Consider the following 18157-nt stretch of genomic DNA (forward strand, 5'->3'; position numbering starts at 1 on the left):
ACAAGCTAACTAAAGCTTTCTTTAATTTAGCAAGTTACTGGCTAGAGATCCTTCGTCATTAGTTATGAGTCATTGGTTATTAGTTTTTCTTCCTTGTTCTCTACTCCCCATCAAATTCTTCCACTGGACTAGAAGCTGTCAAAGGAATTGAGCTAGAAGATGGGGAGGGCAAATCTAACCGAGGTTCTTCGAGTGCTGCCTCGATGGTTGCATCAATGAAATAATAGCCAATGATTTTGTCATAGTTGGAAGCAACCGCTAAGAAAGCCCCGCCCAATATATAAATAGGCAATGGCAGAGTGAATGCTTTTAACCAATCAAATAATTCTGCCAAGGCAAACAAAACCAAAAAACAAGCAAGCCAAACCCTCATTTTCCTATCCCCCGTGCAAGCAACTCTAGTCTACTAATAGGGTAATTTCATCCCATGCCATGATTGAGCAACGACAAGTTTACTATTTAACGACTACTGAGTGTTGACAACTCAACAATGGTTGAGCTGATCGCAGCACCGCATCTAGTAAACCTGGAAACAGTATTTCTAAGTCTTCACGCCGCAATTTATTGATGTGCTGTGTTCCTTCTTTACGAGTCATGACTACGCCTGACTCTCGCAAAATCTTGAAGTGGTTGGACATGGTGGATTTGGCGATCGCAAAATCAAATTCAGCACAACATTGCTCCCCCTTGGTTGCTAACAACCGCACAATTTCCAGTCTGGCTGGATCTCCCAAAGCATACAGCACGCCTGGTAAAGAAATATCTTTTCGGTCTGGATAATATAAAAATCTCATACTTGCATTATCTCTTAAAATGGCTTATATTTTTATTATTCGATATTATCGAATAAACGAATTAAGGCTAATAACTATGTCATCCATTACAAATGTCACAGAAGCCACATTCAAGCAAGAAGTTTTGGACAGCAACGTTCCAGTCTTAGTGGACTTTTGGGCCCCTTGGTGCGGCCCTTGTCGGATGGTAGCGCCAGTTGTGGATGAAGTTGCTAGCGAATACGAAGGACAAGTTAAAGTGGTGAAACTGAATACGGATCAAAATCCCACCGTTGCTAGTCATTACGGGATTCGCACCATTCCTACACTGATGGTTTTTAAGGGAGGAAGACAAGTTGATACAGTTGTAGGGGCTGTCTCCAAGACCACATTGACTAAGACTTTAACACAGCATATTCAAGAAGGGTAATATCTGAGGAAGGGGACTGGAGATTCTGACAAGTGTAGGTTTTTCAAGGCGCAATGAGTGATGACTGTAAAACAAAAGATAGAATCATAGTCACATCAAACCCTACATCCTTATACACCCTAAACTCGTGTTTGATGGACAAAGCATCAAAAACCTACCTACACCTGTCAGGACTGGAGATGGAGGAAAGAGTTCTTTTGTAGGTGGAGATTTTTACACCTAAAGAACATTGAGCCTAATCAGATAAGTTACAACAACAGCATCATCAATCACACAGGAGAATCTCATGAGTACCATCACCCAAACTCAACCTCTAGACGTACCAAGCGCTATAGTTCAACGTCGCTCGATAAAAACTTTTAAAACAGACCCAATTGCCCCAGAATTATTGAAACAACTGGTAGAGTTGACTGTAGCCGCACCTAGTAGCTTTAATATTCAGGATTGGCGGATTATTCTTGTCCAAGATGACGAGCAAAAAGCAGCCCTCTCAGCCGCCTCGTGGAACCAAAAGCAAGTAATTCAAGCACCTGTCACTTTTGTTTTTGCAGCCGATCCCAAGGCTGGCGAAGGAGACTTAGCCCAAATTTATGAGACGGCTTTAGAAACTGGGGCATGGAATGAAGGCATGATTAACTATTGTAAAAACTCCATTCCCCAATTTCAAGCAGGTTTAGGAGACAAGCGTCGGGAATACGCAGTTAAAGATGCAATGATTGCTGCTACCCATTTAGTATTGGCGGCAGAAAGTTTGGGCTTGTCTACCTGTTTTCTCAACGGCTGGATTGAAGAAAAAGTCAAAGAAGTGATTGGTGCAGGGGATGATCCTGATTTAGCGATCGCTGTTTTAGTTCCCGTCGGCTATGCCGCAGAACCCCGCTTAAATCCTGGCCGCTTGCCATTGTCAGCCAACGTCTTTGTAGACAAAATTGATAATCCCTACATAGGGTAATTGGAAATGGGGCATGAGTATTGGTTATTTCCCTGACTCTCCTCCCTCTTAGCCCCTAGACTCTAATCTGTAGCTTCACCAAATCGCTTTTGCAATGCCAACCAATCTTCGGCTGGCATAATCAATTTGGACACTGGTAAGCGTTTCCACTCACCGTCTTGTTTTAACAATATCTTCTTATGAGCTATTCTTATGTCCTCAGGAGAATTGTAATTGTAGATGCGTTGTGGCCATCCTAAAGGTGTGTGAATGATAAACTGCTTGTCTTCAATGGTGACATAAGGTTTATTCCAGTATGCCCACCCCATAAATAAGATCATTGATCCAATGATGATGCTAACGCTGAATTGACCTCTAAGCAGAAGAATACTACCCAAAACTAGATTTAATAAGCCTAAGGGAATGAACAAATAGCTGAAAGTTTTGTTGTAGTGCAGTCTCATCGTTGAGTTCTCATTGGCTGGTAATTTTTCTGATCAAAGATAGCAGCCTGACAAAGCAATAGTCAGGAGTAGAACAGTTCAAAATTTCGGTGCAAAAACAAACACAATCAAAGACATAACCATGATTGATCTTTACTATTGGACAACCCCAAACGGTCACAAAATCACCATCTTCTTAGAAGAAGTCGGCTTACCTTACAACATCATCCCTGTAAATATCGGTGCCGGCGACCAATTCCAGCCAGAGTTTCTCAAAATTTCCCCCAATAACCGCATCCCAGCAATTGTTGATCATGAACCAGTAGATGGTGGAGAAGCAATTTCTGTGTTTGAGTCTGGTGCTATTTTGTTGTATTTGGCAGAAAAAACCGGAAAATTAATTTCTCAAAATGTCAGGGAACGCACAGAGGTTTTGGAATGGCTATTCTGGCAAATGGCTGGACTAGGGCCAATGGCTGGACAAAACCACCACTTTAGTACTTACGCACCTGAAAAAATTGAATATGCAATTAACCGCTACGTCAATGAAACAGGACGTTTGTATGCAGTATTAGATAAACGACTTGCAGATAGAGAGTTTGTCGCTGGTGATTACTCTATTGCAGATATTGCAGCTTATCCTTGGATTGTGCCTCATGAGCGCCAAAGCCAAAACCTAGAAAATTTCCCCAACCTCAAACGTTGGTTTGAATCAATTCAGGCACGTCCTGCTGTAACTCGCGCCTACGAGAAGGCAGAAGCCTTTAAAAATCAGGCGTTAGATATCGAAAAATCTAGAAATTTGTTATTTAATCAGTCAGCAAACACAATTCAGCGCTGACAGTTGATTTATGATCAAATCTGGAGTGTTAGCGATCGCCTCACGCTCTGGGACTGAATCCCACAATAAATTTTCGGCAACAAATACGTTAGAATTTTCAGCAAATAACCAATCAAGATTCTGTCTAATTTCGCCAATCCAGCGCTCTTGGATAGTGTTATTTGCTACTAGTTGTCCGTCGTTGTCTGGATAGATGATTTCTGATAGAGTCTGCGGTGGAATTTGCGATACCATACGCCCTCAGCAGGATGTTGAATTGGGATGCGTCCAAATTAGCAGACGTGGGAGGATGTCTGTGGAATAAAGATTGGGAAATCCCTACTTAAAACAGTACTATTGTTCTACTATAACCATAGTAAAAATAGTATTATTAAAAACTGTTTCACGCTGCCTCACTCTATCACCCTGTCGATATGTCAGATAAAAAGCTAGCCGAATCCTTAAATGGACATCTTCCCTACACTAATCACGACAGCCAGAATACCATTAGGATTCGGGGTGCAAGACAGCATAATCTGAAGAATATTGACTTGGAATTGCCGCGCGATCGCCTGATCGTGTTTACTGGTGTATCAGGTTCGGGGAAGTCTTCTTTGGCGTTTGATACCATCTTCGCCGAAGGTCAACGGCGTTATGTAGAATCTCTCAGTGCTTACGCCAGACAATTTTTAGGACAATTAGATAAGCCTGATGTGGAAGCCATTGAAGGTTTAAGTCCAGCGATTTCCATTGACCAAAAATCCACATCTCACAACCCCCGTTCTACCGTGGGGACGGTGACAGAAATTTACGACTATTTGCGACTGTTGTTTGGTCGAGCTGGTGAACCTCATTGTCCCATATGCGATCGCTGTATTGCACCCCAAACCATTGATGAGATGGTAGATAGGATTATGGAACTACCAGAACGGACTCGGTTTCAAATCCTCGCGCCTGTTGTCAGGGGTAAGAAAGGAACTCACCGCAAATTATTATCTAGTTTGGCTTCTCAAGGTTTTGTCCGGGTGCGCGTTAATGGCGAAGTCCGCGAACTTTCCGACTCGATTGAACTAGATAAAAATTTTACTCATACGATTGAAGTTGTCATTGACCGACTGGTCAAAAAAGACGGTATTCAAGAACGTTTGGTAGATTCTCTATCTACGTGCTTAAAACAATCTGGTGGTATTGCTACCATTTTGGTGAGTTCATCTTCAGATAATGCAGAAGAGAAAGAAGAAGAATTAGTATTTTCGGAAAACTTCGCTTGTCCTGAACATGGCGCAGTTATGGAGGAGTTATCACCGCGCTTGTTCTCATTCAACTCTCCTTACGGTGCTTGTCCCAACTGTCATGGTTTGGGAACCTTAAGAAGATTTTCGCCAGAGTTGGTTGTACCTGACCCTGAAGCACCAGTATATGCAGCGATCGCTCCTTGGTCAGAAAAAGAGAATTCATATTACTTGGAACTATTATATAGTTTAGGACAAACTCATAATTTTGAGTTGCAAATAAATTGGCATAAGCTAACCCCAGAACAACAACAAATTATTTTGTATGGGGAAAAACCAGAGGGTAAAGATAATCCGAAAACACCAAGTTTTAAAGGTGTATTACCAATTTTGCAACGTCAATATGAAGGCGGTTCCGAATTAGTTAAACAAAAATTAGAGCAGTATTTAATTGACCAGCCATGCGAAGTTTGTCACGGAAAACGCTTAAAACCAGAAGCTTTAGCGGTGAAGTTGGGACAATATAATATTTTAGATTTAACTGGAGTTTCGATTCGGGATTGTCGAGAGAGAACAGAACAATTAAAATTGAGCGATCGGCAGATGAAAATTGCCGATTTAGTTCTGCGAGAAGTGAAAGCTAGATTACAATTTTTATTAGATGTCGGCTTAGATTACCTCACCCTAGACCGTGCAGCCATGACCCTCTCTGGTGGCGAAGCCCAACGCATTCGTCTAGCCACACAAATTGGTTCTGGACTAACAGGAGTTCTCTACGTTTTAGATGAACCAAGCATTGGATTACATCAAAGAGATAACGGCAGATTGCTAAAAACCTTAACAAAATTACGCGATTTAGGTAATACCTTAATTGTAGTAGAACATGATGAAGAAACAATTCGTGCAGCCGACTACTTAGTTGATATTGGCCCCGGTGCAGGTATACACGGTGGTAATATTATTGCCCAAGGTGATTTGCAGGCTTTATTAACAGCAAAAAAATCTCTTACTGGTGCATATTTATCAGGACGACAAGTCATTAATACACCAGCAGAACGCCGCGAAGGTAATGGTCGTAGTCTGACAATTAAAAATGCCTATCGCAACAATTTAAGAAATATCGATGTAGAGATTCCTTTAGGAAAACTTGTCGCTGTCACTGGAGTTTCTGGTTCTGGTAAATCGACATTAATTAATGAATTACTTTATCCATCACTGCAACATCATTTAACTAAGAAAGTTCCTTTACCCAAACAATTAGAAAAAATTCAGGGTTTAAATGCAGTTGATAAAGCCATTGTCATTGACCAATCACCAATCGGACGCACGCCACGTTCTAACCCTGCAACATACACAGGGGTTTTCGATGTCATTCGTGATGTATTTTCGCAAACAGTAGAAGCAAAAGCCAGAGGTTACAAACCCGGACAATTTTCTTTCAACGTGAAAGGTGGACGTTGTGAAGCCTGTAGCGGACAGGGTGTAAATGTAATTGAAATGAACTTTTTACCTGATGTTTATGTACAGTGTGAAATTTGTAAAGGTGCAAGATACAACCGCGAAACTTTGCAAGTGAAATATAAAGATAAATCTATTTCTGACGTTCTCAACATGACCGTTGAAGAAAGTTTAGATTTCTGTCAAAACATTCCCAAAGCTGTTACAAGATTGCAAACTTTAGTCGATGTTGGTTTGGGTTACGTCCAATTAGGACAACCTGCAACTACTTTATCTGGTGGTGAAGCGCAACGGGTGAAATTAGCCACAGAATTATCTCGCCGTGCTACAGGTAAGACACTTTATTTAATCGACGAACCCACCACAGGTTTATCTTTCTATGATGTCCACAAATTATTAGATGTGTTACAAAGATTGGTGGATAAAGGTAACTCAATTTTAGTTATTGAACACAACTTAGATGTGATTCGTTGTGCTGATTGGGTGATTGATTTAGGGCCAGAAGGTGGCGATAAGGGGGGAGAAGTTATTGCAGTTGGAACACCAGAGGAAGTTGCTAAAAATTCCCGTTCTTATACTGGGCAATATTTGCAGCAGGTATTAAAACAGTATCCTGCGGTGGTAAATTAACCAGGATGTAGGTAAATACCAATAAATATACTATGGAATTACAAGTAAATATCTCACTACCTTATTTATGGAATGGTCAAAGTTTTCAAAAAAATGAATGGGGTTATTTAAACTTTTTGGTCGGGCAAAATGGAACAGGGAAAACACTATTTGCTGAACAATTAAATCAGCAATGTCAAACTCAAGGCTTGAACACACGCTATCTTAGTGCTGAACGTCTTTCTGGCCTTGAGAAAGGTTTATACAATTTATTTGGATATAGCCAACTAGAAAAGGGTTTAGATATTTCACTGTTTACAAATTATAAAAATAACGGATTAGTATACGGACTATCTGCTGATGCTTTCATTACTCTCAAGGAGAAACTTGAGGTAAGGATAAGGATTGAAGCAACTATATCACAGTTATTTGGAAGACGATTTCGTTTATCTGAACAAGGTGGTTATTTAAAACCATTTTTACGGAAAACTCAAGGTGAAGAATATGCTTTAAGAGAGAATGAATGTCATGGGCTTAAGGAACTTATAACTTTATTAACTTTCCTGTATGATAATCAATATAATTGTTTAATTATTGATGAGCCTGAATTACACCTTCATCCTCAATTTCAATCTCTATTTCTCCAAGAAATTAGAAGCATAGCTGGTGATCCTCGTAAGGATACTAGTAAAAAGTGCTTTTTCTTAATTACTCATTCTCCTTATTTTGTCGATATTAAGACAATACATGATTTAAAAAATTGTATAGTATTTCAACCTGATAAATGCCCGACTTATATAGACCACTTAGATAGTGATGATGAGTACAAAATAACAAGACTTTTACCAAGATTAAATACACATCATAAACAATTTTTATTTGCGTCCAGCCCAATTTTTGTAGAAGGATACTTAGATCAGCAAATATTTGCACTCATCCAGGAACAGAGAGGAAGGATAATGGGTGCCTCAGGAAGTTGCTTTATTGATGTTGGTGGTAAAGATGAGTTAGCTCTTTTCTTTAGATTATGTAAGAAATTGAATATTGATGCAAGATTTATAGCAGATTTAGATGCTTTATTTGAGGGTAGTCTAAAACCCTTAGTAACAAAAGATAGTCGTTGCGGAAGTTATGCCCAAAATGAGGGCTTAGCATCAGATTTAGATAAATATATTGGACAATTTGAACAAAAGATCACTGAATTGTTACAAATAGTTACGTTGAAGTGTAAAGAAGGAAGCTTAGTTGACGATAAGCTTGATATTTTTTCTAAGAAAATTAATGATCAACAAAAGGACAATAAGAAACGATATATATTTTTAGTTGGCTTAAAATATATTGGTGATGAGATAGATACTCTTTTGACTCAGAAACAAGATGATATAAACTTTATTAAGAGTTCGTTGCAGAAACTTATAACCGCATTCAAAAAAGCAGGTGTTTATTTGATTACAAAAGGAGAACTTGAGAACTGCTTACCAAGTTATACTGGTAATCCCTATGTAATTTCAGATAAAGATAAGACAGCAGCTTTTGATTCAGAAAAAAACTATATATTGAGTAATGATTTAACAGAAGAGATGTTTCACCTAAGATATCCAGAACTGATAAATATATTGGACGAAGCATCAGAATCTAACGAAATTAATATGGATTTATATATTAGTTATGCTATTGGTGATTGGATACACAAATTTCAATCAGCTTTTACTCGTGGAGATATTTTAGATAAAGATTCTTTAGTAAAAATATCAATTTTAGAGCTTGAAGATTATTCTCGCATATTTGATATAGTAGATTTTAATAAAAATACAGATGGCTTTATATGCAAACTTAGACTTAAAAAAATTATAGATTTGAAAGAAAGAGAGATTAAGTTCAATAATAAAACGGTTGCTGCAAATTTCCAGTTAAGTGAAATTTGAAACACTACTATAAACTAAATAAGCCTGCATCAACATGAAAAAAGTTTCCTAAAGCTTCTGCTTGTTCATGAGTGAGTTCTATCGTATCACTCAGAAATTTTCCTACAATATCATCAGAACCTAAAACGGCTATTAAGTCAGCTTCTGTTAAACTTCTTGCTTCCATCAAATGTAAAAGTCTTGACTGAGGATTTGACGCATTAATTTGATAATGTTGATCTTCAAAATCTTCAATTAGCCTTACTAATAGCTCTAACAAAGCATTTTCTTCAGGAGCAAGTTGAGGACGAGCTAGTAATTCTTCAACTACTTCTAAAAACTTATCATTTTCTGCTTCGGTTTTGATAATTCGCGGTTGATATTCAGATAATAATTGACTATATACTGCTGAATTAAAAGTAAGGGTCATCTTTCCATTTATCTTTGTCATATTCCGCATGAGTTAAAGCATACTTAATATAAATGACCTGTCGTTCATAATTAATACTGGTAATTAATCGGTATTTATTACCTTTTATATTGAAAACTGTAAAGTTACCTACAGCCTCAGCTTTAGGATAAACAGTCTGAATCTCCAGCCGATTTCCCCAATTAGCTTTACTAGCAGTTATATAGAAATCATCAAATGCTTCACAAGAATCAGTGTGCGCTTGAAAAAATTCTCTCAGCTTTTTACGACTGATGACGTGCATTATTCAAAACAGGATTAGATAAAACTAAGCATCATCAGCAGTTTCATCACTTTGTGGCTGTAAAGTTTTCACTACAACCCTACCATTCTCCACTACAGTACGACTTTTACCAACACTTCTGCTATGGTCAACAGGAGTATCCTGACATTGGTTTTGATGAGAGGTATTTTGCGTCTGTTGTTGGTTCAGGACGACTGCACAACTAGCGCAAGAAAAAGAAGACATATCTAGTAAATTGAGATATGTCTTTATTATCGCATATCTAAGCTCTAACCTCTCCCTAAAGAGGTTCGTTGCACAACACTAGCCGATGTTCCATCTGGTGATTGTCCGCTAAACATATAGCGTTGTTCGGGAATTGGATAACCGGCTTCCCCAAAAGTCTCCCTTATGGCTTTATTTGTATCAACATAAACTTGCCAGTAATTTTCATGATGGCAATAAGGACGCACTGCTAATACTGGCCCTGCCAAATTGAACTCCAATATTTCTACATCTGGTGCAGGATTATTTAATACATGAGGAATTTGGCTAATTCTCTCTTTTAAACGCCTAATTGCATCCGCAGGATCAACTGCGTGATGCAGTTGTGCTTGTAAGTCAACACGACGGTAAGGATTGGCAGAAAAATTCTGGATATTATCAGCAAATATTTTATTATTACCAATAATTGTCCTTACATTATCGAGTGTATTGATAGTTGTGGTAAACAGTCCAATTTCTTCTACTGTTCCTGTAACTCCTGCTGCTTGAATAGTATCACCAACCATAAATGGGCGAAAAATAATTAAAAATGCACCAGCCGCAAAGTTAGCCAAAAGACCACTCCAAGCCGCACCAATGGCTATACCAGCCGCCGCTAGCAATGCTGCAAAAGAAGTAGTTTCTATGCCGAAAAAGCCAAGAATTGCTACAATTAAAACAATTTTCAGAATTACATTAACTATATTCACAATATAGTTAACTAGGGTAGGCTCAACTTGTTTACTGCGAAAAGCACGTCGCAGTAGTTTTAAGCCAAAATCAATCAACCATTGAGCAATAATCCAGAGAGCGATCGCTCCTAAAACTCTTAGTCCAAACTGTGTTAAAAGAGCAAGAGCAACTTGACTAATTGCAGCTATATTCATAAGCTTTTATTTATTTATTATGCTATTTACAAAAAACGGTAAATTCAACAAAAATTCTATTTGGTGCTGACATAATAGTGAGAAGAAGCTGAGGAAATCACCTCTTTCTTAAGACAGGTTTTATTTACCTCTGGGTTTTTGTATGGGAAAATCTATTTTTTTACCACAGAAACACAGAAACACAGAGAAAAAATATTTGTGACACGCAACGAGATAGAAAAAAAGGTAAGTCATCTCATGGCTTACCTTTTTGTTAATTCTTATTTTGCTATTCAGAAAATATACAGCAATTAAAATTTTGGAATTGCTGTATTACGAAGATAATGCAGATGATGGAATGACAGAACTTGTGCCATTTTCGGATGGAATACTGAACCCATAGCGTTGTTCAGGAATTGGATACCCAGCTTCACCAAAGGTTTCACGTATAGCTTTATTTGTGTCAAAATACACTTGCCAGTAATGGTCATTATTACAATAGGGACGCACTGCTAATACTGGGCCAGCTAAATTGAAAGTGAGAATTTCTACATCTGGAACAGGATTATTTAGTACATTAGGGATTTGGCTGATTCTGGCCTTTAAGAGAGCGATCGCTTGGTTATGATCAACATCATGATGCAGTTGCGCCAGTAAATCCACACGACGGAAAGGATTAGCAGAAAAATTTTGGATATTATCAGAAAATATTTTGTTATTGGCGACTATTGTCAACACATTATCAGGGGTTGTGATATCTGTCGTGAAAAGTCCGATTTCGCTGACTGTACCCGTAACTCCTGCGGCTGTAATAAAATCACCAACTTTAAAGGGGCGAAAAATAATTAAAAATGCACCTGCGGCAAAGTTCGCTAATAATCCACCCCAAGCTGCACCAATGGCTATACCTGCGGCTGCTAGCAATGCGGCAAAGGAAGTGGTTTCGATGCCAAAGAAACCGAGAATTGCCACAATCAACACAATTCTCAGGGTGACAGAAATAATATTCAGCAGATAGTTAATGAGTGTCGGCTCAATATTCTGAGCGCGGAAACCACGACGTACTAGCTTGATGGCAAACTCAATCAACTTTTGAGCAATAATCCACAGTGCGATCGCACCTAATACTTTTAGCCCGAATTGAGTTAAAAGGGCAACTGCAACCTGCCTAATTCCTTCAATATTCATAAATTTGTTTTATTTGTTTATCAAGAAAGATACTGGAAATTTTCTAAATATTGTGTTAAGGATACTTTTTTTTAATCTTTGGGATTGCAAGTGAATTTTGAATTTGGAGCGAAGCGACGTGACCATTTGCTCGGTATGATATTTTATCTGCAAGCATTTACTAAGTGAAAATCTAGCTATGACTCAGAACTACCGCATTATATTACTTCCCGGCGATGGTATTGGCCCTGAAATTATGGCTGTGGCTGTAGATGTGCTGAAAGTAGTAGGTACACAATTTGATATTCAGTTTGATTTTCAAGAAGCACTCATTGGTGGTGCAGCCATTGACGCCACTGGTGAACCTCTACCATCTGCTACCTTAGATAGTTGCCGCAACAGTGATGCTGTATTACTCGCTGCTATCGGTGGTTATAAATGGGATTCTCTTCCCTCGCACCAACGCCCAGAAGCGGGTTTATTAGGGTTACGTGCCGGATTAGAATTATTTGCTAACCTACGCCCAGCCCAAATTTTACCCCAATTAATCGATGCTTCGACTCTGAAGCGGGAAGTTGTGGAAGGGGTAGATATTATGGTGGTGCGTGAACTCACTGGTGGAATTTACTTTGGTAAACCCAAGGGAATTTTTACAACTGAGACTGGTGAGAAACGCGGTGTCAATACAATGGTTTACACAGAATCGGAAATTGACAGAATTGGCCGGGTCGCCTTTGAAACTGCCCGGAAACGCCGGGGTAAACTCTGCTCAGTCGATAAAGCCAATGTATTAGATGTATCCCAATTATGGCGCGATCGCATCACCCAACTTTCCCAAGAATATCCAGATGTGGAACTCTCCCATCTATATGTAGATAATGCAGCCATGCAGCTGGTACGCGCTCCTAAACAATTCGATACCATCGTCACAGGTAACTTATTCGGCGATATTCTCTCAGATGCGGCTGCCATGCTTACAGGTAGTATTGGAATGTTACCCTCGGCTAGTCTTGGTGCTTCTGGGCCTGGAGTATTTGAGCCAGTCCACGGTTCGGCCCCAGATATTGCAGGACAAGATAAAGCTAATCCCCTCGCCCAAGTTTTGAGTGCAGCGATGATGTTACGCTATGCTTTAGACCAACCAAAAGCCGCAGACAAAATAGAACAAGCTGTATTACAGGTTTTAGAGCAAGGCGATCGCACAGGCGATATAATGGCAGAGGGTATGAATCTTTTGGGTTGCCGGGCAATGGGCGACTCCCTAATTAGAGCATTAGAAAAATCATAATTTTCCAGCGAAACCAGGCAATTTGGCAACTATTTCTGGATGTTTCGGCTAAACTGGAACCAAAATCTAGCAATCACATAACAGCATAGTGTACGCTTTAAAACAAGGACAAGAGAAAGCTAATTTCACTGCCCCAAGGAACCAGTCTCCTCTGGTTGACCCAGCCGTCATCAGAGCTGCGGGGCAAATTTATTACACCCACTGCGAAGTACATCCTGAAATCGCTGGCCAGCCTTCAGGAGTAGCAATCAATCGTGTTACTCATCGGGGTAAAGTAATTTTTACAAATCAACCGGTTCTTTTACCACAAGAATGTTTTGTGCCATTGAGTCAAATTGAATCTCATATGTATTAGTCATTAGTCAGTGGTCAGTGATCAATTGTCAAGAGTAACACTCGACAATCAGCAAAAGATCAACGACAAATGACACAGGACTTAAGACAAATGACTGTATGGAAACTTTGATAGTAGCCCTGGCGAATGTGTTTGTTTTCGCCTTGGGTGCGTCTATTGGCAGCTTTATTAATGTGGTAGTTTATCGATTACCGGCAGGATTATCAGTTCTTTGGCCGCCTTCTCGTTGTCCCCATTGCTTAAACCAGCTTAAGGCTTATGATAATGTACCAGTGCTGGGCTGGGTATGGCTAAAAGGGCGATGCCGTTATTGTAAAAGCAAGATTTCGCTGCGTTATCCCGTGGTAGAAGCGACCACAGGGATGATTTTTCTCCTCGTATTTTTGATATTTAACATTTCGACTCTCACGTTAGGCTACTGGGCATTTTGCAGTTGGTTATTAGCATTGTCCCTGATTGACCTAGATACTATGACTTTACCTAATCCCCTCACTAAGTCAGGGTTAGTATTAGGGTTGATATTTCAAATAATTACGGGATATAGTTCTGACGCTAGTTGGGCAGGATTAGCCAGACACCTAATGATGGGGATAGTCGGCGCTGTATTGGGCTTATGGTTATTTGAAGCGATCGCTCTTTTAGGTATTTTCTTACAAAAAGAGGCAATGGGTGCAGGAGATGCCAAACTCGCCGCCATGATGGGCGCGTGGTTGGGTTGGAAGTATTTATTATTAGCCGGATTTATTGCCTGTACCTTAGGCGCATTGGTAGGTATTGGTGCTATCCTGCTATCTCAACGCAAATGGGGGCAAAAAATCCCCTTCGGCCCTTTCCTAGCCTCAGGAGCCTTCATCACCCTATTTGGTGGGAAACCAATCTTAACTGCTTATTTGCAATTATTCTTTTAATTTTGAATTGTCATAGCCGTGATTTGGAGCAGGGGCGCAGGGGAAGCAGGGGAGCAGGGGGAGTATTTACTCATTACTCATTACTCATTACTCATTACTCCTTACTCATTACTCCTTACTCCTTACTCTTTCCGCATCTGCAAAATTTCTTGAGCTGCGCGATCGCATACTCCTAATTCTCCCAAACATTGGCGCATTTGGTGATAATCTGCCAATATTTGCTGACGCCGTTCAGAGTTGAGTAGTAATTCCATTGATGCTTGCACAATATTCTCTGGAATCGCTTGTTCTTGCAACAACTCCGGCACAATTGGTTTCATCACCACCAAATTAGGTGGGGAGGCAAAAGGAATGGAACCTTTAAGGATTTTTCGCGCAATCCAAACTGTGACGGGATGCAAGCGATAAACTACAACTTGCGGCACATTTAACAGCGCCAGTTCTAAGTTAACTGTACCCGATTTAGTAATGGCAAAATCGGCCGCCGCAAAAACTTCTTTTTGTTGACCAGATACAACTGTCGCCCGTAAACCGTAACGCTTGATTGCTGATTCAATAGGCTGTCTGTAAACTTCTAGAGACAGGGGAATCCAAAAATGAGCTGTTGGTAACTTTGTTTGAATAATTTGGGCAGCTTCAAATATGACTGGTAAAAGATATTTTAACTCTTGTTTACGGGACGCAGGGAGGAGAGCGATCGCTTTCTGGTCTGGTGTAATTCCTAATTTAGTGCGAGCCTCTTCTCTGGTGGGAACGTCCCGCATCCGGTCAAGCAAGGGATGTCCTACCCAGGTAACATTTGCACCGTTGTGACTAAAATAACGAGCTTCTTCGGGGAAAATTGCCAATAATTTGTCTGTAAAACCCACAATTCGGGAAGTATTACGCAAACTCATCGACCACACCCACTCTTGAGGCGCTATGTAATACGCCACAGGCACGTTTGGTAAATGCTTTTGCATATAAGTACCAACACCGAGATTCGGCCCCATGTAATCTATCAGCACTACTAAGTCTGGGGGATTTTGTTTGAGGTAGGCGATCGCTCGACGCTGTACTATCAAAGTAGGCAAAACATAAGGCAAAGATTCAAAAATTCCCATTGAACCAATACCACTGGTATTACCCAGAATAACTGCCCCAGCCGCCGCCATTTTTTCGCCACCCAAAGCCACAATCTCTAACTCCAGCCCTAGAGTCGCAGCTTGACGCTTCAAGGCTGCAATCAACAGCGACCCTTGTAAATCACCAGAGACTTCACCAGTGCTAATAAATATCCGCATTTTATTATTCAGAATTAGAGATTGGGGACTGGGGAATGCTGAGTAATGAGTAATGAGTAATGAGTAATGAGTAATGAGTAAATACTCCCCCTGCTCCTCTGCTCCCCTGCTCCCCTGCTCCCCCTACTTCCCTGCCTCTTACCTCCTGACTACGATTCATCACTCCCGCCTGGTTTACCTTTGCCGGGAATTAAGCCACGTCTTCCTGACATTTGCGATAGTAACAAGAAGCGGCGGAGGTGTTGGAGATGTTCAGTATCTCCTAAGCATTCCAGTTGTTCTAAGGCATCCTTAAAGGTGAAATTAGAACGGTAGAGAATACGGAAGGCTTTTTTGAGGAGTTGTAAATCGCTGGCTTCCATCCCAGAGCGTTTGAGTCCTATCAGGTTGAGGGTTCTAATCCTGCCTGGGTTGCCTTCTACCAGCATATATGGCGGTACATCCCGGTCAATCCGTGCCATTCCGCCTACCATTGCTTGTCTACCAATGTGTACGAACTGATGCACACCCAAAACCCCGCTTAGTCTGGCGCGTGATTCTATGTGGACATGACCTGCCAAAGCTACAGAGTTAGCTATTACCACGGAGTCTTCAATCACACAGTTATGAGCTACGTGAGTGTAAGCCATTAACAAGTTATTATTGCCAATGATGGTGGCTTCTCCTGCTCCCGTAGCGCGGTTAATGGTGACATACTCCCGAATCAAGTTATTATCACCAATTTTGACCCAGGTTGGTTCTCCCACAAATTTGAGATCCTGGGGTTCCATGCCGATAGCTGCACCTGTAAAAATCTGATTTCGCGCTCCAATCTCACAAGGCCCTTCTAGCACTGCATGAGCGCCAATAATTGTTTCCGGGCCGACTTTGACGTGCGCTCCAATCACAGCATAAGCACCGACTTGCACTGTTGGGTGCAGTTCCGAATTTGGATGAATTACAGCAGTTGGATGAATAAGCGTCTTCAAGGGTGAATCTCCAGAACTGTCTTGAGGAGCCAGTGCTTTGCTTTGGTTGTCAAAGTTTCAGCGTCTGGCGTTGCTGAGTGTATAAATATTCAGTGAGTGAAAGTGTCGGGCGAAGCAAGTTGAGTGTGTGAGCGGCGAAAATCAAGAAATTATAAGATGCTCTTGTGGCGATTTTTTTTTACTGCTATCCTGTTTCAGGATTGAGTAAAGGTACTTCACGGTTGTACCTATACCACCAAAGCTATTTGTTAGTTGATGAGCGAAAACATTAATTCGCCTTCAGCTGCAAGTTGACCGTCAACTTCGGCACGGGCTTGCATTTTACCGAAACGACGTTGTTTAATCCATAACAGTTCCACTGTCATTACCAGTTGGTCTCCTGGTACTACTTGGCGGCGGAAGCGGACTTTATCAATACCAGCAAATACAAATAAGCCGCCTTCCAAATCCGGCAGTTGCGTCATCACAATACCACCTACTTGGGCCATTGCTTCGACAATTAGCACTCCTGGCATCAGTGGTCTATCTGGAAAATGACCTGTGAAATGTGGTTCGTTAATAGTGACATTTTTAATACCTACTGCCTGCTTTCCTGGTGTGTAGTCAATGATTTTGTCTACAAGCAAGAATGGATAGCGGTGGGGTAGTAATTTCTGAATTTCTTCAGATGTAAAAGTCGTTTTAATTGCGGCTGGCGTTTTCGCCTCATTGGTGGCTGGTTGTTCAGTAGATGTGGGTGCTTTCACTTCAGAGAGGGTAGACATTGGCAAGGTGGTTAATTTGTAATCTTGTCATGAATGTAGGTACACGTCATGAGAAATTTGAGATTTGAGCCGAATTTTAGTTACTCAAAGCTAAAATTCGCTGCGCCAGTTGAATGTGTAAATTATGGCTGGCTTTATACGCTAAAAAATGAGCGCGGGGAAAATATCCCAGTAAACTCAAATCTCCTACTAGATCCAAGATTTTATGACGTACTGGCTCATTTGCAAATCTTAATGGTGGATTTACCCAGCCATCAGGGCCACAAACAAGGGCATTATCCAAATTACCACCTTTAATTAACCCAGACTTTTGTAAATATTCGATTTGATGTAATAAACCAAAAGTCCGAGCAGGTGCAACTTCTTCAGCAAAGTTAGCAGACTGTTCTGGCTCAGTATGGAGTGACCAACTATGCCATTGATTACCAATCGCAGGTAAGTCAAAGTCAATACCATAACTAAAGCGGGTTTCTTGTGCTGGGATAGCCGCTACAAAAGCATCGTCTTGATAAATCCAAATTGGTTCTTGAATATCCAAGGAAGGTAAATTTTCCGTAACTGGTTGGGCTACTAAACCAACTTCCGCAATACTTTTTACCCAGTCCTTGGCCGAACCATCTAAAAGTGGTAATTCTGAACCATCAATTTCAATACGGGCATTATCTACACCCATTCCCGCCAAGGCTGCTAATAAATGCTCGACTGTGCGAACACAGGCTTCACCCTTACCCAACTGAGTAGAGAGAACAGTTTGATTCACCGCCGCTACTTGGGCTGGGATTATGGGTGCATCTGGCAAATCCACCCGCACAAAGTAGCGTCCACTACCCGTATCAGCAGGGAGTATCCGTACATGGGTACTAACACCACTATGCAGACCTACTCCAGTATGAGCGATCGCTCCTGCTAGAGTGTGCTGTTTCATACCCGAAAAGCCATGATATTGAGATTTTTGTTATTCATATTCATCTTTGGTAAACACCCTGACAGCAATTTAAACAG

Annotated in this window: 21 protein-coding genes; 8 read left to right on the plus strand and 13 right to left on the minus strand. The window is 40.7% G+C overall.

The window, feature by feature from the left end; genetic code table 11:
- Nucleotides 1–100 precede the first annotated feature (100 nt).
- Both H6G18_RS06890 and H6G18_RS06895 read right to left on the minus strand, forming a co-directional pair.
- Nucleotides 101–373, minus strand: coding sequence for a hypothetical protein (locus H6G18_RS06890; protein ID WP_190406347.1), 273 nt, complete (start codon nt 371–373; stop codon nt 101–103).
- Nucleotides 374–455: 82 nt separating this feature from the next.
- Nucleotides 456–794, minus strand: a complete 339-nt coding sequence (locus tag H6G18_RS06895; protein WP_190406348.1) for an ArsR/SmtB family transcription factor — start codon at nt 792–794, stop codon at nt 456–458.
- Between the two features lie 76 nt (nt 795–870).
- Between H6G18_RS06895 and trxA the strand changes: the two genes are divergently transcribed.
- On the plus strand, nt 871–1203 hold the full coding sequence (gene trxA, locus H6G18_RS06900; RefSeq protein ID WP_190406349.1) for a thioredoxin: 333 nt from the start codon (nt 871–873) through the stop codon (nt 1201–1203).
- Between the two features lie 286 nt (nt 1204–1489).
- Nucleotides 1490–2155, plus strand: coding sequence for a nitroreductase family protein (locus H6G18_RS06905; RefSeq protein ID WP_190406350.1), 666 nt, complete (start codon nt 1490–1492; stop codon nt 2153–2155).
- A gap of 62 nt (nt 2156–2217) precedes the next feature.
- Here H6G18_RS06905 and H6G18_RS06910 read toward each other — a convergent pair whose 3' ends face one another.
- Nucleotides 2218–2598, minus strand: a complete 381-nt coding sequence (locus H6G18_RS06910; protein ID WP_190406351.1) for a hypothetical protein — start codon at nt 2596–2598, stop codon at nt 2218–2220.
- Nucleotides 2599–2719: 121 nt separating this feature from the next.
- Here H6G18_RS06910 and H6G18_RS06915 point away from each other — a divergent pair, with 121 nt between their 5' ends.
- Complete coding sequence (locus H6G18_RS06915; protein WP_190406352.1) at nt 2720–3418, plus strand: glutathione binding-like protein; 699 nt, start codon at nt 2720–2722, stop codon at nt 3416–3418.
- Here H6G18_RS06915 and H6G18_RS06920 read toward each other — a convergent pair.
- A complete protein-coding gene (locus tag H6G18_RS06920) occupies nt 3395–3652 on the minus strand; it encodes a hypothetical protein (protein WP_190406353.1) in 258 nt (85 codons plus the stop codon). The genes H6G18_RS06915 and H6G18_RS06920 overlap by 24 nt on opposite strands.
- 179 nt (nt 3653–3831) lie before the next feature.
- On the opposite strand from H6G18_RS06920, the gene uvrA reads away from it, so the two are divergent.
- Both uvrA and H6G18_RS06930 read left to right on the plus strand, forming a co-directional pair.
- A complete protein-coding gene (uvrA, locus tag H6G18_RS06925; RefSeq protein WP_190406354.1) occupies nt 3832–6717 on the plus strand; it encodes an excinuclease ABC subunit UvrA in 2886 nt (961 codons plus the stop codon).
- 32 nt (nt 6718–6749) lie between these two features.
- Nucleotides 6750–8621 (plus strand): ATP-dependent nuclease, encoded by a 1872-nt coding sequence (locus H6G18_RS06930; protein ID WP_190406355.1) that lies wholly within the window; start codon nt 6750–6752, stop codon nt 8619–8621.
- Between the two features lie 7 nt (nt 8622–8628).
- Here H6G18_RS06930 and H6G18_RS06935 read toward each other — a convergent pair whose 3' ends face one another.
- The 5 genes from H6G18_RS06935 to H6G18_RS06955 all read right to left on the minus strand — a co-directional run bounded on the left by H6G18_RS06935 (nt 8629) and on the right by H6G18_RS06955 (nt 11610).
- Nucleotides 8629–9030 (minus strand): helix-turn-helix domain-containing protein, encoded by a 402-nt coding sequence (locus H6G18_RS06935; RefSeq protein WP_190406356.1) that lies wholly within the window; start codon nt 9028–9030, stop codon nt 8629–8631.
- Nucleotides 9014–9313, minus strand: a complete 300-nt coding sequence (locus tag H6G18_RS06940) for a type II toxin-antitoxin system HigB family toxin (protein ID WP_190406357.1) — start codon at nt 9311–9313, stop codon at nt 9014–9016. Before H6G18_RS06940 ends, H6G18_RS06935 begins: the two co-directional genes overlap by 17 nt.
- 24 nt (nt 9314–9337) lie before the next feature.
- A complete protein-coding gene (locus H6G18_RS06945; protein WP_190406358.1) occupies nt 9338–9538 on the minus strand; it encodes a hypothetical protein in 201 nt (66 codons plus the stop codon).
- Nucleotides 9539–9582: 44 nt separating this feature from the next.
- The gene (locus tag H6G18_RS06950) at nt 9583–10443 is read right to left on the minus strand and encodes a mechanosensitive ion channel family protein (RefSeq protein WP_190406359.1); all 861 of its coding nucleotides are present in this window, start codon (nt 10441–10443) and stop codon (nt 9583–9585) included.
- Nucleotides 10444–10755: 312 nt separating this feature from the next.
- Complete coding sequence (locus H6G18_RS06955) at nt 10756–11610, minus strand: mechanosensitive ion channel family protein (RefSeq protein WP_190406360.1); 855 nt, start codon at nt 11608–11610, stop codon at nt 10756–10758.
- Nucleotides 11611–11788: 178 nt separating this feature from the next.
- On the opposite strand from H6G18_RS06955, the gene leuB reads away from it, so the two are divergent.
- The 3 genes from leuB to H6G18_RS06970 all read left to right on the plus strand — a co-directional run bounded on the left by leuB (nt 11789) and on the right by H6G18_RS06970 (nt 14140).
- Nucleotides 11789–12877 (plus strand): 3-isopropylmalate dehydrogenase, encoded by a 1089-nt coding sequence (gene leuB, locus H6G18_RS06960; RefSeq protein ID WP_190406361.1) that lies wholly within the window; start codon nt 11789–11791, stop codon nt 12875–12877.
- An 88-nt stretch (nt 12878–12965) separates the two neighbouring features.
- Nucleotides 12966–13232, plus strand: coding sequence for a hypothetical protein (locus H6G18_RS06965; RefSeq protein WP_190406362.1), 267 nt, complete (start codon nt 12966–12968; stop codon nt 13230–13232).
- Between the two features lie 98 nt (nt 13233–13330).
- Nucleotides 13331–14140 carry a prepilin peptidase gene (locus H6G18_RS06970; protein ID WP_190406363.1) on the plus strand — a complete coding sequence of 270 codons (810 nt, stop codon included), beginning with the start codon at nt 13331–13333 and terminating at the stop codon, nt 14138–14140.
- A 122-nt stretch (nt 14141–14262) separates the two neighbouring features.
- On the opposite strand, the gene lpxB is transcribed toward H6G18_RS06970, so the two are convergent.
- The 4 genes from lpxB to lpxC all read right to left on the minus strand — a co-directional run bounded on the left by lpxB (nt 14263) and on the right by lpxC (nt 18080).
- On the minus strand, nt 14263–15423 hold the full coding sequence (lpxB, locus tag H6G18_RS06975) for a lipid-A-disaccharide synthase (RefSeq protein ID WP_190406364.1): 1161 nt from the start codon (nt 15421–15423) through the stop codon (nt 14263–14265).
- A 149-nt stretch (nt 15424–15572) separates the two neighbouring features.
- Nucleotides 15573–16391, minus strand: a complete 819-nt coding sequence (gene lpxA / locus H6G18_RS06980) for an acyl-ACP--UDP-N-acetylglucosamine O-acyltransferase (protein ID WP_190406365.1) — start codon at nt 16389–16391, stop codon at nt 15573–15575.
- A gap of 248 nt (nt 16392–16639) precedes the next feature.
- Nucleotides 16640–17155, minus strand: a complete 516-nt coding sequence (gene fabZ / locus H6G18_RS06985; protein WP_190406366.1) for a 3-hydroxyacyl-ACP dehydratase FabZ — start codon at nt 17153–17155, stop codon at nt 16640–16642.
- Between the two features lie 76 nt (nt 17156–17231).
- The gene (gene lpxC / locus H6G18_RS06990; RefSeq protein WP_190406367.1) at nt 17232–18080 is read right to left on the minus strand and encodes a UDP-3-O-acyl-N-acetylglucosamine deacetylase; all 849 of its coding nucleotides are present in this window, start codon (nt 18078–18080) and stop codon (nt 17232–17234) included.
- Nucleotides 18081–18157: the final 77 nt, after the last annotated feature.

Source organism: Anabaena subtropica FACHB-260 (assembly GCF_014697105.1).
Lineage (GTDB): Bacteria > Cyanobacteriota > Cyanobacteriia > Cyanobacteriales > Nostocaceae > Trichormus > Trichormus subtropicus.